Raw genomic sequence first — 13,362 nt, forward strand, 5'->3', positions numbered from 1 at the left:
GAAGGCGGCGCTGTAGGTTTGAAACATGACACCGATTCGCAGATCTATTTACGGACTTTCAGTCGGCGCTCTCGCGGCACTATTGACTGGATGCTCAATCGACACACTGATCTGGGGAAGCGATGGAGCGCAGGTGATTCAAACGACCGAGAAGCTCGTGAGCGACTTAGCCTCAGGCGAAACGTCAGACATTGTCTGCATGGATTCGGTTGCGGATTTCGGGGCGCCCAGCGATTGGTCAGCGCTTTCCGCAGGCGAGCCGGAAGAGTTTTCCGCGGGGTATTGGGCCGACCAAGTGGCGCTCGACCCTCAGTGGAGTATCAATCTAGAAGGTCTTCCCGAGGGTGCAATGCCCGGCACAGACTACCCGGGAGACGTCTTTTACCGTGATACCGACGATGGGCTATGTGTGGTCGACGTTTCTTGGTCAATGCTCGTCGCCATGGACTGACGAGATAGGCGCATCAGTTGTAGCTCGTTCCGTAGGGGAACCTCTACCGCACATGAATTCTTTGATTCCAAGGTTGGATTTCTTTGCGGTTGATACGTCGGTGGGCCTGTCGCCGTAAACATGCTTGATCACGGTGCGAAACTGATGCCGTGAACATTGATATCAAAACCATGCTTCATCGCGTTGTCGCCTAGGTGTTCGACCAGAATTACGCTGTGGAAGATGCGACCTCCAGTAGTGATCCGTCGCGACCCGCAGTGCGTGTTATCAGTCGTCTTACCCCGAAACGCACGGCGATCATCCGCGCCTCCTACGTGTGGATAGACGCTTTCGTCCCCGAGCTGAACGTGCAGACCAGCGTCCTTGACGAAGGCGAGGTGGAGTCAGAGAAAGTAGATGAACTTCGACGGCTTTGTCTCGTCATGTATGCCTATCTTCGGTGCGAAGGACGTATCGTACAACGGCGGCGGATGCTCGGCCGGGGAACGAGTCCGGTACTGAAAATCGAGCTGGATGGACACCAGTGGATTCTTGGTCGGAACCACTGGTCCGTGCGTTAGAGGGGTAGCAGGCTTGGCGTCCCATAGGTCGAACCTGCTACGGGACAGCCTTAACCGTCCATCTCGTTGGCCCAATGGTTTTAGGGGGCAGTGAGGAATTCGCGCAGTACCATGAACCATTGCTCAGAAGCATCCAGATGCGCATCGTGCGAAGCGTTGGTGAGATCCACACGGGTCACATTCCTTCCTCGGCGTACGAACTCAGCCTTCTGCGCTTCAGTGAATAAACCTCTGTCTGCATAGACTGCAATTGTGTGCGCGCTGACACTCTCCCATTCGGCCCATCGTGGCACCGCAACTTCGCAAATTGTTCGTACCATCACATCCGCGTCGAACCTCGGATACAGGCCATCTTCACGCTCTTCAAGATCGGCCACCCACGCCTGTGCCAACGGGCCATCGCCCAGCGACTCCTTTGCGATTGCACGGTTGGGGAATGGAACTTCCCAAGAACGGAAGTAAGCTCCGAGTGCAGCGTGTTCTTCCGCTGACCCACTACCCTCATTTCCTTCCAGAAGTACGAGCTTTTGCACTAGGGCGGGGTGCGCAGCTGCCACGAGCATCGCGGTGTGAGCCCCCATCGACTGGCCCACAAGATCTACCGGCTGCGAAGATTCCGCTTCGATCACGCGGATGACATCATTGACGAACGCAGCTCGTGAGGTGTCAGCTGGCATGCGTGTACTGAACCCGTGACCGCGCTGATCAATCAAGATGACTCTCCGGGGAGAGAGAGCCCGAGCTGTTGGGATGAATTCACGGCTACTTCCCGCGAGGCCGTGCAAGATCACCACCGGTGGATTGGTGCCTGCAGACACAGAATACGAAATAGTACTTCCGTCGTCGACAGCAATTGTGTGTCTTGTTTCACTCATTTGGCAATGCTATATCAGTGTGGGAAACGCGTCGGATCATGCGTGGACAATTCAAAGGTCTTGGCGCTACTATTCAGCGCCCGATAGGGGAAGGTCTATCGAACAATCCGGATCGCTTCGAGCCAAAGGGACTCGTTGTTCCTCACGAACTGGGTCACGGTGTTCCAGTGGTCACCGTGGCCAGTCGTGAACATCGTCCCCCACGGTTCGATTCCCCTGGCATGGGAATTTTTGAGCAGTTCGTGCATAGCCGTTGTCCGTTGCCACATCGTGGAGGGCAGCGCTGCCCGGAGCTCTTCGTCGGCGTCGTAGCCGTCAATGAAAGCTGCCAGTGCTTGTGCAGCCATAAGCGGGTCAGCCGATGCGTCGTTTAGTGTGAATGACTGCGCGGCGTATGCGAGATCCCATAGGCGTGTACTTGGTGCGGCCGCATCCCAGTCGATGAATACCCATCGGTCTCCGATGAGGAGATTCCACGGGGCCAGATCGTTGTGGCAGATCAGGTCGGCTCCGGGTGCCGGAATGTGTGTGATCCAGGTTGAGCCGAAGTCCGGCTCGTAGGCCGCACTGGCATCATGGATAGCGCGCACTAGGTGACCTACCCGGGTAAGTTCTGAGAGCGACAATGGTCCAGCGTCCATGGCAAGGCGACCAGGGACAAACTCTGTCACTTGCCGCCCCTGGGAGTCTTGTTCATAGACGGCAGGCACATCAACGCCCGCGTTGCGCACAGCTTCCATGTACGCGAGCACATTCGGAGTGGCTGCCGTCCACGGTTTACGTACCGTGGAGCCAACGCGCACCACGCCATCGGTGGCGTTGCCTCCATCCAGGTGAACCTCTTCCATCCCACAAGACTAGCGCTCACGCCTTGGCGCTCCGCAGAGGGACGCTCCACGGGGACGCCCCTCAAGCCGGTCCTCTATAGGAGCGCCCGTAAGAGGAACCTCCTTCGGGCAGTTGAAGAGATGCGCCTAGAGAATAACGCTGGTTTGGGTTCCTACGTATTCAAATCCTGAGCGAAGTGCCGTACGAATCGAAGCGGTATTGTCCATGCGGGCGCGCCACTGCGGAATGAGGGCGCAGTTCATTGCTTGTTCCATTGCGATTGCAACCGCATTAGAACCGAGCCCACTTTGCCGCTTATCGGGCGCGGTGAGGACTCCAAGGTGAGCCAGTTTTCCTTCCCAAATGTCGTAACCGGCTCCTGCCAGTGGCTGTGGCCCATTGTCGCACTCGCTGAGTAGGACAAAGGTACTCTCCATCTCGCTCAAGCCTACTTCCGCCGAATCGTCGGGAAGGCAGATGCTCTCCAGCGCAATAGCGTGCTCTTGCTCGCGGCTTGCTGTCATTCGGAGATTTGGGGTTGGTGGCGCTGTGTCGCAGTAATACAGTTCCGCTTCGCCGAGAGCTTGGCCGCCATATGGAGCGCTGATTTCCATCAGTTTCGCATGACTGGCAAGTTCGGCGTCGGTCAAGTCTTGGGCTGCTTCTATCGCCCAGGAAGGGCCGACTAAAACTCCAGTGCCGAACAAAGACACAAACATGAGCAGGGCACTATCGTCCTTTTCGCGATATACCCGATTGCCTTCGATTTCCAGAGTCTCCGGGGGGACGCCAAGGATCTGTGCCCAAGCCAATTGAATACTTGTGATGGTGCTGGATTTTAGCTTCATCCAGAAAGACTAGCGGATTCGAGAAGTGAGGATTACTTGACGAATTTCAAGGAAAGAACGTGAATGATGATTCCGGCCAAATATCGATGGACCCCAATTTAGCTACCTAGCAGTTGGCCTGAATTTGGGTTGCATACTCCCATAAGCCGGTCCGTAAGAGGAACCTTTTGCGGGACAACCCGAACAGCTTGGTGCCCGGAACGGCTTTACTCTAGCCTCGCGCCTGAAACGCCTTGCGGTATTCCATCGGTGCCACACCTTTGACCGCCCGGAACCGCTGCCGAAACGATACCGGCGTTGCATAGCCCACGGCACTGGCGATCTCAGCAATCGAGGCATGACTCTCCTCAAGCAATTGGCTGGCCTGCTCCAGGCGCCAATTCATCACCCACTGGTGGGGCGTCGTTCCAGTCTCTGCCGTGAACCGTCGTACAAAGGTGCGCTCGGACATGCACGCGTTCCTGGCAAATTCTGCAATCGTCCTCACTTGCCCCGGATCGGCTGCCAACAAGGAACGGACCACCTCCAACGCCACCCCATCGGGATCTTTCACCGCGACCGGCGAACGCATAAATTGGGCTTGGCCGCCAGTACGGTGCGGTGCCATGACCATTGACCGTGAAACCATCGTGGCCACCTGGCTCCCGCACAACAACCGGATCAGGTGAATGCTCAGGTCGATCCCGGCCGCGACTCCTGCCGAGGTCCAAACACGGTCGTTCCCCACGAAGAGCACTGTGGGATCGACGTGGACTTCGGGGTAACGTACAGCCAAGGCATCGGCCAGTCCCCAATGTGTTGTGGCTGTCCGTCCATTCAGCAATCCCGTTTCCGCCAAGACAAATGCACCCGAGCACAACGACGCGATAACAGCTCCACGTCGGTGAGCCTCGGCGATGGTGCGCAAGTACCTGGCGTCGGGAACCATATCAGAGTCGCCCAAACCAGGGATCAGAACCACGTCGGCACACTCAGCCCAAGCCAGCGATGCATCCGGGGCGCAGTGGGCGCCTTCTGTCAGCCGGACTGGCCCGGTTTCATCGGAACAACGGCGAAGATCTATATCCAGGGGCGGCAACGACAAGCGTTCGGGCGCCCACGTTTCAGTGATGATCGCGACGTCAAAAAGCCGCGATCCGGGCAATAGGAGCAGGGCAACGGAGAGCATCAATACATCATATGGCGGGAAACCATCGAACAATGTCATAACTGCCACTCACAGGGGACCAATGAACACGGGCAAAGTTGTACTTATGGATACAACCGACCTGAATATGACGGCAAATACAACTCACGGTGGGGCGTCGCAGCAAACGCGCTCGGAGCAGTCCGCTGAACTTCGAGTGTCAGCAAATGCGGCACTTCTGGTTATTGACGTGCAACAGACGTTTGATGACCACAGCTACTGGGGTGATCGCGACAACCCGGATGCAGAAAGGAACATCCTCTTACTGGTCGAACATTGGGCCAAAGAGGGGCTTCCCGTCGTCATGGTGACTCATACGTCGCAGCGACCCGAGTCTACCTTCCATCCAGATCGGAGCAGCTCGCAACTCAAACCATTCTTGGCTGCCGTTGAACCGACGCTGGCAGTCACTAAGACAGTTAATTCCTCATTTTATGGGTCTCCTGATTTGGCAGCGTGGCTCACGAGCAATGGCATTGAACAAGTTGTCCTCTGCGGAATCCAAACCAATATGTGTGTCGAGACAACAGCAAGAATGTCGGGCAACCTCGGATTCAGCACTGTTGTGGCAATCGATGCATGCCATACCTTTGACTTGGAGGGCCCCGATGGTTTGGTAACCAGGGCGGCAGACCTCGCAAAGATCACCGCAACTAACTTGCACGGGGGCGGCTTTGCAGCCATTGAAACAACCCAAGCCATCCTGAAGCGTTTCTGAGGCAAGAGTGTTGCGGGGCGGCATCCAGTAACGCCCTGCGGCACGCGAACCAGAATGACGTTGCCTGTCAGGTGGCGACTGTACTTAGAATTTTTAACAGTCTTCTACAACGTAACGACGCACCCGCAGGGGAACGCTTTGCGGTCGGCAATACAGAATTCAAAGTTACGTGTTCAGAATCAGTCGATTCGCTCTTGTGCCGTTGCGGGTCCTCGAACGCGAGAACGCCAATATCCCAGAAATATTGCGACTGCTCCCACTACGAATAGAAGTACGTTAACGACGATATAGGCAAGACGATCATCGCCGGTCACTGACCAGCTACTAAGCGTTCCGGTAACGGCCAAGAGCAACAGAACCGTTCCAATAGCCTTCAATCTTCCAAGTATCATGTTCCCAGCCTAGCGACCGTGGAACTAGGAATGAACGAGCCCATATAAGTTGGAGTCATTGTCCGCTAAGGAACGCTCACTGGGACGGTATGAACGCTTGTGGGCAGCGGAAGCTATACGTCAGTTCTCCGAAGCGATTCGGATGCAGCAGGGCGGTATTAGTGCCGTACCTCGCAAGGAAGCCGCTGTCGGCCCGCCGTCGCTAAATACTGGCCGACCCGGCCCGCAGAGCAGCAAGCCAGCTTTCCCAGGCAGGCCAAAGAAGTGCAGTCAAGGCGTCGTAGCCTCCGGCTCCTGGATGGGCCCCATCGCCCTCGCATACCTCGCGCCGCCAAACCTCATGGCCCTGCATCTGGCTCACGACACTCACGTAGGGAACGGATTGACGGGCGCATTCAGCCTCCAACAAGGCATCTAGGACAACGACTCGTTCGCTGTGCCCGTCGTCATCGACCGCCGGCGGACCGACCATCAGGACAGGCCACCCCGACTTGCCAAGCTGCGTCAAAAGCTCACGCAAATGGGATACCGAGGCTTCGGATGCGACCCGTGATGCACCGGATTCAAACATGGTGTCGTTGACGCCGAAAGACAACACCACACCCGCATGGCTTCCGGCAGGAAGGCGGGGCGTGCATTCGGTCCGGAAGCGGTGGAGGATGTCGGCGCTGGTGTCTCGTCGAATGCCCAGGTTGTAGGCGGTCAAGGTATGCCCTTGTGCATGGCTGCGCGCTGCCAAGCGTCCGGCCCAGCCCAAGTGCCGGGCATCGCCCACTCCGGCAACGAAGGAGTCGCCGATAAAGCAGACTCGCACATCCGGTTCCGACTGCTCCTCAATTTCCACGGTATTCGTGTCAGTCACGTTCATTCCTCCCGCGCTTCGTTGTCATCTCGTCCATGGACGGCAATGCCCAACGCATCCAGCACCGGCCACAGCGTTGAAGGGTCGTGGTCCACACCAGGCACGTATTCGGTGATACCGACGCCGACCAGATTGCCCCGGGCCCGAAGGCTGTTGATTACCGCAACCAAGGTAGCGATGCCCAGCCCACCGGGTTCGGGAACAGCCACGGCGGGCCACACCGAGGGGTCCAGAACATCCAGATCCAGGTGCACGTAGAGCGGGGCACCGTCGGGCAGCCACCGGACCAGAAGTTCTTCCAGGAGGTCCGGTTCGTTTTGCAGTTGTTCGGGGTTGATTACTGGCAGCTCGTGTGCGGCAATGAATGCCTGCTCGGGAGGGTCCATGGAGCGGGTGCCCAGGAGCGCGCATCGTTGCTGAGACAGGGTGGTGGACGGGACCAGATCCGGGTGGCCATCGCCGAAGAGGGCGCGCAGCGGCATGCCGTGTGCGTGTCCGCTGGGGCTGGACTCCGGCGTGTTCAAGTCCGCGTGGGCGTCGATCCACACAACGTGCAGTTCCGGGTGGATCGAGGCCATGTGAGACACTGAAGCCACTTCCACAGTGCAGTCTCCACCCAACGTCAGTAGGCTGCTCGGCTCAAGGACGCGCAAGGCATTCGAGGCCGCGGCCAGATGAGCTTCCACGGCATCGTGGTTCTCGATCAAGGGGTAGTCCCCGTTGTTCTGGTGCGTATCGGGTGTTCCAAAGTCCGGTTCCACGAGGTGCCGCACGGTCGATGGCGCGAGCATCTCGGCCAGACGAGTGGCGCCCTGCGCAATCCCGGGCTCGCCGCTGCCTTGCCATAACGGCACCACCAGCTGAAGGTCCCAATTGGTCATTTCGATCCCCACCTCATCTGTTGCAACCGGGTTCGGTTATTCTCATGCTAGGGCAGTGTCCGATGCTTAATGAATTCGCGAGTACGCAAGAGACGGTCGTTATTTCCCGAGGACGGCGTTCCTGAATGCCCAAGGTCTAGAACAAGGGATAGCCGCCCGCAAGCCGAACCTCCAACGGCAATGTCTCACTTTTTGCGAGGTAAGCTCACAATATGCCTGAGACTTCTTCTTAATCGGAATTGAATCCGGTGCCCGGCACTGTAGTGGAACTCGTGAGGAAATTGGTCGACGAGCCTTGGCCACGGTGCGATGAAGAACGCGAAAATCTCTTTGCTCGCCTTGGATTCAAATCTGGAGATCGGGCTGAGCTAGAGAATGATGAATCGCCTCACCAGATAACTGAGCTGGATATGGGCCTAGATGGACAACCCCTCAGTACCTGGGACACGTACAACGGACAGTTTCTAGGTGTAACCGTCCATCTCTACAGCACTCAAGAATCCTGCGACCCGGCTACGCAAAGTGGATTCAGCGAACTGCGGATGCGACTCACCGAACTCTTCGGAAAACCAGAGCATCCATGGGACGGCACTAAAGTGCTTCCCTGCATTTGGAATTCCAACGGCTGGGCGATCACTACGCACCTCTTTGATCGCCGGGACAGCAGCGTGATGCTGAGCGTGAATGATACGTCAGTAGCCGCCATTGCGGAGGCTGACGCGATATCCAGATAAGCAATCGCAGGAATACTGCAAGGGGCGCCTACTTGGAAATTGCCGGTACCTTAAGTCGAACGGATTGCGGAACAAAATCCGTTCCGAAACTTCCGAGATCAGGCATCTACGACGTTGAATCGTTGTACGGCTTGTTCTCCAGAATTTTAGTAATGCTGAACGGAGTATGGTTCAGCAAGCCATTGCGAGCTATCAGCGTAGTTTCGTGGTTTTCCCCCACGATGAAAGTCGTTGGCGATTGCCCCATGAGACTTTCAGAACCTCGATAGCGGACGCCCGCGCTAACGACGTGATCTCCAGCTTCTACAACGCTTTTCCAAGGAACGCCCCATTGCGCGCGGTGTTCTACACCGTCGACGGACACGAACGGTTTAGCAAAGACACGAAGGAACGCTGAGGAAATCCAGTGCGGACGCACATTGATTACGAGAGAAGAAGGCATTTTCCTAGCCTATCCAAATATCCCATAGGTCCAGATTTTCTAGCTGGGGAGCCAAGCCCTATAGCCGGCTCCTTTAGAGAGGCGACCGTAAGTGGAACCTTCTACGGGACGGGTAGCGGCGGAGACGCTGTGGGTTTGCCCTGAAACCATGTAGGGCCGAGCTGGCCTCTAATGTGCAGCGGACAATTCTTCGTGCAACACTATCCACATGTCACCGTTTACCATGTCTACTTCACCAGCCATACCCGATGCCGAGATCCTGTCGCTGTACAACTCGGTTGGCTGGACGACCTATACGAAAAGCCCGGATGTGCTCTTTCAAGCGATCAAGAATTCTTCCTTTGTCGTATCTGCCTGGAATGCGGATGGCAAACTAGTTGGTCTCGCTCGGACGATTTCCGACGATGCAACCATCTGCTATCTCCAAGACATCTTGGTTCATCCGGACCTTCACAGAACGGGCGTAGGGCGTGCGCTCTTCGAGCAAGTACTAGAGCGATACGAACACGTACGCCAGACGGTGCTCATCACGGATGACGAGCCATGGCAACGTGCCTTCTACGAGTCCATGGGGCTGACCGAGGGGGCCGACTTCAGCGTTGGACCGGTGCGCGTCTTCGCCAAATTTCGGTAGCTTCGGGTCGATGCAACGCAAAACCTGCGTCCATTCGAGGTGAGAGCGGAGCTGGGCGACTGGCCCGATTAGGGAACCCTTTGCGGGACGGCCCGTTGGCCGTACCCATCCATTGTGATTCACAGCGACAAGTGGCGGTATTTTCATAGCGTTTCTTGACGCACGACCGAACGTGAATCGATCGTTTAGGTTGCGGCGAGGAACCCGCGTAGAACTGTGATCCATTGCTCGGATGCATCCAGATGTGCATCGTGGGAAGCCTCGGTGAGGTCCACTCGGGTCACATTCCTGCCGCGGCCGACGAACTCGGCTTTCTGGTTCTCGGTGAACATCCCGTCGTCCGCGTACACCGCCAGCGTGGGAGCGGTGATGCTCTCCCATTCCATCCAGCGCGGCACGGCCACCTCGCTGATCGTTCGCACCATCACGTCCGCATCGAACCGCGGGTAGAGGCCATCCTCGCGTTCCTCCAGATCGGCCACCCAGGCCTGGGCCAGCGGGCCATCGCCAAGCGATTCCTTTGCATTTTCGCGGCTGGAGAACGGCACCTCCCAAGACCGGAAATAGTCGCCAAGCGCAGCATGATCCTCCGCAGATCCATTGCCCTCGTTGCCTTCCAGAAGCACGAGCCTTCGCACGAGAGCGGGGTGTGCAGCGGCCACGAGCATCGCGGTATGGGCTCCCATTGATTGGCCCACGAGATCCACCGGTTGCGACGATTCCGCCTCGATCACCCGCACGACATCGCCCACGAACGCGGTGCGTGAAGTATCGGCTGGCACGCGTGTGCTGAACCCGTGGCCGCGCTGGTCGATCAAGATTACTTTCCGCGGCGAAAGTGCCCGCGCGGTCGGAGTGAATTCGCGGCTACTTCCCGCGAGTCCGTGCAAAATGACGACCGCTGGATCAGTGCCGTTGAAAACGGAATATGAAATAGTGATGCCGTCACCGACAGTCAGTGCGTGTCTTGTCTCACTCATTTATCAAAGCTACATCAGTGGACGTCACTAGCCGGAGAATCTGTACTCCAGGGTCCGCGATGCGGTCTACTCTTCCTATGCTTAACCGAAACAGTGCGAACGCAAGAGACTCAACTTCGGCCCTGCCAATTTCCGCAGGCGACTGCATAAGCGTTCGAACACTTCTGCACTGCGCTAGAGTGCCCGTTGGGGAACCTTGACTGGGACACCGGGCCTGACTGAGGGCAGTCGGACCAACTATCAAATTTGCTTGAGCAGGCGTCGTTCGATTTGGTCGGAAAATTCGTCGACTTTCACCTGTTTCGCATCCGCAAATCCTGCCCTCTCGTAGACACCGAGGGCACGGTCGTTGTCATTGATGACCCAGAGTTCGAGAGCGGCCCGACCTAGGCTCCGGGCATGCTCTTCCGCGCCGACGAGCAAGGCGCTTGCCACGCCGCTGCCCCACGAATCTGGGCCCACTGCCAGGTAAAAGATTTCCAGATTTTCTGCCTGTGGTGCGAATAGCGTGAAACCCACGTAAGTGTCGACTTGCCTTGCAAGGAGTAGCCGGGATCCTTCCAAACTCAGGCGCCTTTGGATCCCTCGCATTTTTTCCTCGCCAGTTGCCGGCTCTGGAAGCCCGTCACGCAGTGCCGTGGCGCGAGCTCAAATCAATGCGGCACTCCTGACCGCATGTGGCTCAAGACTCACGGCCAGCTGTAATTCATCATTCAATTCCATCACCCAACATCCTGCCACAACGCCCGCTTCCCAGTCAGGAACCTACTGCGGTACAGCCACAGTTAAGGTGCGCCTGCTGCTCAGTTAAGAATCTTGCGAATGAAGAAACAGTCGGGGAACCGGGTCGAAGCCGCTTCCCATCCGTCACTTGCAGCAGGCAGGGGGCGCAATGAGAAGATCGATACTCGCGTGACTTCCCAGGTGTCGTCATCGAGTTCGAGTGCGTGTTCGCCGTGTAGCGAACGGATTAGCTTCCAGCCTTGTCTTCCGGCCGCATTGATCTGCTCCACTTCTTCATTGCGCGAAACAGGACCCACGATCCGCCTGGTCTCCGTGGCTTGGATTGCCTCGGTTCGGCGGGTGTCGAAACGCTGCTGGGCAGCCTGGCGGGAAATTCCAAGCGCTTTGCCGATTTTTGCCCAACTCAATCCAGAAGCTTGAGCAGTCGCAACCGCCTGCGATTGAAGCTGTGTGGATACACGGGCTATGTCGCCAAAAGCGGCTACGGATCGAAGGACGGCCTCTGGTGATTGCATGGAGTCCTCGTCCGAGGGGCTTGGCCCCAGGTCGGCCGCGAGTTTCGATAGTCGTACGGAAAGGGAGACGTCGGCTTCGTTGCTCATAGCTCTTCCTTGTCCGCTGGACGCCAAGGGTTTGCACGTGAAGCCGCGGTGGATTTCTGAACGAAAACCACTGCGAAGCCGATCAAGCTGGCTATCAGGGCAATCCACCCAGTCACGCTGATGATGAAACCCGGGAGTCCTAAGCCTACAAATGCCGCGAACACCACCATGCAGATGCCGAGCACTAGGGCGACCAGAAAGACTTTTCTTGCAGTGCGAATTCTTGTTGATGTAGTCATGTGTCAAGGATAGATTGACGCACCGATGATGTCAATGAGTTGTTGACACTCTCGGGTCTCGCCCACTTGGCGACGAAAGGGAACCCTTGCACTCAGGTACAGGTTGCCATAAGCAGGCTGTCCCGTAAGCCGGTCCCCGAGAGGAACGCCCGTAAGAGGAACCTTGAACGGGACAGCTTTGCCTACGCTCGCTGTGTTATGACACTTTTCCGGGCGGTGAAGTCCACCAAGGGAACCAAGGCATGGATGCTGATTGGCCTGCGATTGCTAGGGGAGGCCACGCTCAGGAGCGTGGCCTCGCGCACCGATGGGCCCGGACCCGTTGTCGGGGGATCCTGAGCCCCTGGTGAGCGCTGCGAGGGCATTTAGACGCCGGCGTAGGAGTGCAGCCCGTTGAAGTAGAGATTCACGACGGTGAAGTTGAACACCAAGCAAAGGTAGCCAATAATGCTCAGCCATGCCGAGCGGGCACCGGTCCAGCCGCCGGTTGCACGGGCGTGCAGGTAGCCGGCGTAGACAACCCAAATGACGAAACTCCAGACTTCCTTGGTGTCCCAGCCCCAGTAGCGACCCCATGCGGCCTCGGCCCAAATGGCACCGGCCATCACGGTGAACGTCCACATCACGAACGCCACGGCATTGATGCGGTATGCAAAGTTTTCGAGGGCGGCGGCACCGGGGACCAGGCGCATGAACGGCAGCTTGTCGCTCTTGCCGGTAGCCAGCGCATCCATCCTGGCGTGTTGCACCAGCTGAAGGACGTTCATGGCGAAGGTGATGGTGAACAGGGCCGAGGCCAACACCGCAATGGAGACGTGGATGATCAGCCAGTAGCTCTGCAGGGCGGGCACCAGGTGGGCAACCGGGGTGGGGAAGCCCATGGTGGCGCCGCACAGCATCACGGTGACCAGGCCGATGACGAAAGTGCCCATGAAGCGCAGGTCTTTCTTCACCAGCACCAGCGAAAAGACGAGGGCGACCAGGAAGGAGCCGGTGGACAAGAATTCGTACATGTTGCCCCACGGCACCCGGGCCGCCGCAATGGCCCTGGCAACCACGGCAAAGCCCTGCATGAGCACACCGAGCCAGGTCAGTGAGACCGCGACCTTGGCCGCCATGCGCTTTGTGGAAGCGACGGTGTAGTCCATGGAATCGTTGACCAACTCATGGGTCGATCTGTCCGCAGGCGGGGAGTCGGTCGCCCCGGCCGCGACCAGCACCTTCTTTTCCGAGGCGAGGGTGGCGGCGTCGATCTCCCGGATGAGCTTGCTTGACTTCGCAAGGTCCCACGCGAAGGCGACGAAGGCTGCCGCATACACAAGAGCCGACAGCAACATGAACAGGTCGCTGTATTGTCCCAGGGCCACGTTGATCGTGGGCATGTCG

Annotated in this window: 16 protein-coding genes; 5 read left to right on the forward strand and 11 right to left on the reverse strand. The window is 57.6% G+C overall.

What is annotated here, in order from left to right:
* The first annotated feature begins 25 nt into the window (after nucleotides 1-25).
* A complete protein-coding gene (locus tag JOE62_RS05670; protein WP_204721042.1) occupies nucleotides 26-451 on the forward strand; it encodes a hypothetical protein in 426 nt (141 codons plus the stop codon).
* A 215-nt stretch (nucleotides 452-666) separates the two neighbouring features.
* Nucleotides 667-1,011 carry a hypothetical protein gene (locus JOE62_RS05675; RefSeq protein WP_204721044.1) on the forward strand — a complete coding sequence of 115 codons (345 nt, stop codon included), beginning with the start codon at nucleotides 667-669 and terminating at the stop codon, nucleotides 1,009-1,011.
* Between the two features lie 80 nt (nucleotides 1,012-1,091).
* Here JOE62_RS05675 and JOE62_RS05680 read toward each other — a convergent pair whose 3' ends face one another.
* The 4 genes from JOE62_RS05680 to JOE62_RS05695 all read right to left on the reverse strand — a co-directional run bounded on the left by JOE62_RS05680 (nucleotide 1,092) and on the right by JOE62_RS05695 (nucleotide 4,769).
* Nucleotides 1,092-1,886, reverse strand: coding sequence for an alpha/beta fold hydrolase (locus tag JOE62_RS05680; RefSeq protein WP_204721046.1), 795 nt, complete (start codon nucleotides 1,884-1,886; stop codon nucleotides 1,092-1,094).
* Nucleotides 1,887-1,981: 95 nt separating this feature from the next.
* Nucleotides 1,982-2,734 (reverse strand): phosphotransferase, encoded by a 753-nt coding sequence (locus JOE62_RS05685; RefSeq protein ID WP_204721048.1) that lies wholly within the window; start codon nucleotides 2,732-2,734, stop codon nucleotides 1,982-1,984.
* Nucleotides 2,735-2,860: 126 nt separating this feature from the next.
* Nucleotides 2,861-3,562 (reverse strand): GNAT family N-acetyltransferase, encoded by a 702-nt coding sequence (locus tag JOE62_RS05690; protein ID WP_204721050.1) that lies wholly within the window; start codon nucleotides 3,560-3,562, stop codon nucleotides 2,861-2,863.
* Between the two features lie 211 nt (nucleotides 3,563-3,773).
* On the reverse strand, nucleotides 3,774-4,769 hold the full coding sequence (locus JOE62_RS05695) for a GlxA family transcriptional regulator (protein WP_204721052.1): 996 nt from the start codon (nucleotides 4,767-4,769) through the stop codon (nucleotides 3,774-3,776).
* A gap of 46 nt (nucleotides 4,770-4,815) precedes the next feature.
* On the opposite strand from JOE62_RS05695, the gene JOE62_RS05700 reads away from it, so the two are divergent.
* Complete coding sequence (locus JOE62_RS05700) at nucleotides 4,816-5,466, forward strand: cysteine hydrolase family protein (protein WP_239543203.1); 651 nt, start codon at nucleotides 4,816-4,818, stop codon at nucleotides 5,464-5,466.
* 594 nt (nucleotides 5,467-6,060) lie between these two features.
* Here the strand turns inward: JOE62_RS05700 and JOE62_RS05705 are convergent.
* From JOE62_RS05705 to JOE62_RS05715, 3 genes are all read right to left on the reverse strand, one after another.
* Complete coding sequence (locus tag JOE62_RS05705; protein WP_204721053.1) at nucleotides 6,061-6,720, reverse strand: DUF459 domain-containing protein; 660 nt, start codon at nucleotides 6,718-6,720, stop codon at nucleotides 6,061-6,063.
* A 2-nt stretch (nucleotides 6,721-6,722) separates the two neighbouring features.
* A complete protein-coding gene (locus tag JOE62_RS05710) occupies nucleotides 6,723-7,601 on the reverse strand; it encodes an arginase family protein (protein WP_204721055.1) in 879 nt (292 codons plus the stop codon).
* 840 nt (nucleotides 7,602-8,441) lie between these two features.
* Entirely contained in the window at nucleotides 8,442-8,777 is a 336-nt protein-coding gene (locus tag JOE62_RS05715) for a hypothetical protein (RefSeq protein ID WP_204721057.1), read from the reverse strand.
* A 208-nt stretch (nucleotides 8,778-8,985) separates the two neighbouring features.
* Between JOE62_RS05715 and JOE62_RS05720 the strand changes: the two genes are divergently transcribed.
* On the forward strand, nucleotides 8,986-9,411 hold the full coding sequence (locus JOE62_RS05720; RefSeq protein WP_204721059.1) for a GNAT family N-acetyltransferase: 426 nt from the start codon (nucleotides 8,986-8,988) through the stop codon (nucleotides 9,409-9,411).
* 185 nt (nucleotides 9,412-9,596) lie between these two features.
* Here the strand turns inward: JOE62_RS05720 and JOE62_RS05725 are convergent, their stop codons facing one another.
* The 3 genes from JOE62_RS05725 to JOE62_RS05735 form a co-directional block, all read right to left on the reverse strand.
* Nucleotides 9,597-10,391, reverse strand: coding sequence for an alpha/beta fold hydrolase (locus JOE62_RS05725; protein ID WP_204721061.1), 795 nt, complete (start codon nucleotides 10,389-10,391; stop codon nucleotides 9,597-9,599).
* 240 nt (nucleotides 10,392-10,631) lie between these two features.
* Nucleotides 10,632-11,024 carry a GNAT family N-acetyltransferase gene (locus JOE62_RS05730; protein ID WP_338085818.1) on the reverse strand — a complete coding sequence of 131 codons (393 nt, stop codon included), beginning with the start codon at nucleotides 11,022-11,024 and terminating at the stop codon, nucleotides 10,632-10,634.
* Nucleotides 11,025-11,194: 170 nt separating this feature from the next.
* Complete coding sequence (locus JOE62_RS05735; RefSeq protein ID WP_204721065.1) at nucleotides 11,195-11,737, reverse strand: hypothetical protein; 543 nt, start codon at nucleotides 11,735-11,737, stop codon at nucleotides 11,195-11,197.
* A gap of 437 nt (nucleotides 11,738-12,174) precedes the next feature.
* On the opposite strand from JOE62_RS05735, the gene JOE62_RS05740 reads away from it, so the two are divergent.
* Entirely contained in the window at nucleotides 12,175-12,315 is a 141-nt protein-coding gene (locus JOE62_RS05740) for a hypothetical protein (protein WP_204721067.1), read from the forward strand.
* Nucleotides 12,316-12,341: 26 nt separating this feature from the next.
* Here JOE62_RS05740 and ccsB read toward each other — a convergent pair whose 3' ends face one another.
* Complete coding sequence (gene ccsB, locus JOE62_RS05745; RefSeq protein WP_161448681.1) at nucleotides 12,342-13,358, reverse strand: c-type cytochrome biogenesis protein CcsB; 1,017 nt, start codon at nucleotides 13,356-13,358, stop codon at nucleotides 12,342-12,344.
* Nucleotides 13,359-13,362: the final 4 nt, after the last annotated feature.

This window comes from Glutamicibacter nicotianae (assembly GCF_016907615.1).
Taxonomy (GTDB): Bacteria; Actinomycetota; Actinomycetes; order Actinomycetales; family Micrococcaceae; genus Glutamicibacter; species Glutamicibacter nicotianae.

Excerpts from the sequence above, each read along its gene's own strand:
- JOE62_RS05670 (WP_204721042.1), top strand. The coding sequence starts at position 26 with ATGACACCGATTCGCAGATCTATTTACGGACTTTCAGTCGGCGCTCTC.
- JOE62_RS05680 (WP_204721046.1), bottom strand. The coding sequence starts at position 1,886 with ATGAGTGAAACAAGACACACAATTGCTGTCGACGACGGAAGTACTATT.
- JOE62_RS05685 (WP_204721048.1), bottom strand. The coding sequence starts at position 2,734 with ATGGAAGAGGTTCACCTGGATGGAGGCAACGCCACCGATGGCGTGGTG.
- JOE62_RS05690 (WP_204721050.1), bottom strand. The coding sequence starts at position 3,562 with ATGAAGCTAAAATCCAGCACCATCACAAGTATTCAATTGGCTTGGGCA.
- JOE62_RS05695 (WP_204721052.1), bottom strand. The coding sequence starts at position 4,769 with ATGACATTGTTCGATGGTTTCCCGCCATATGATGTATTGATGCTCTCC.
- JOE62_RS05700 (WP_239543203.1), top strand. The coding sequence starts at position 4,816 with ATGGATACAACCGACCTGAATATGACGGCAAATACAACTCACGGTGGG.
- JOE62_RS05710 (WP_204721055.1), bottom strand. The coding sequence starts at position 7,601 with ATGACCAATTGGGACCTTCAGCTGGTGGTGCCGTTATGGCAAGGCAGC.
- JOE62_RS05715 (WP_204721057.1), bottom strand. The coding sequence starts at position 8,777 with ATGCCTTCTTCTCTCGTAATCAATGTGCGTCCGCACTGGATTTCCTCA.
- JOE62_RS05720 (WP_204721059.1), top strand. The coding sequence starts at position 8,986 with ATGTCACCGTTTACCATGTCTACTTCACCAGCCATACCCGATGCCGAG.
- JOE62_RS05725 (WP_204721061.1), bottom strand. The coding sequence starts at position 10,391 with ATGAGTGAGACAAGACACGCACTGACTGTCGGTGACGGCATCACTATT.
- JOE62_RS05735 (WP_204721065.1), bottom strand. The coding sequence starts at position 11,737 with ATGAGCAACGAAGCCGACGTCTCCCTTTCCGTACGACTATCGAAACTC.
- JOE62_RS05740 (WP_204721067.1), top strand. The coding sequence starts at position 12,175 with ATGACACTTTTCCGGGCGGTGAAGTCCACCAAGGGAACCAAGGCATGG.
- ccsB (WP_161448681.1), bottom strand. The coding sequence starts at position 13,358 with ATGCCCACGATCAACGTGGCCCTGGGACAATACAGCGACCTGTTCATG.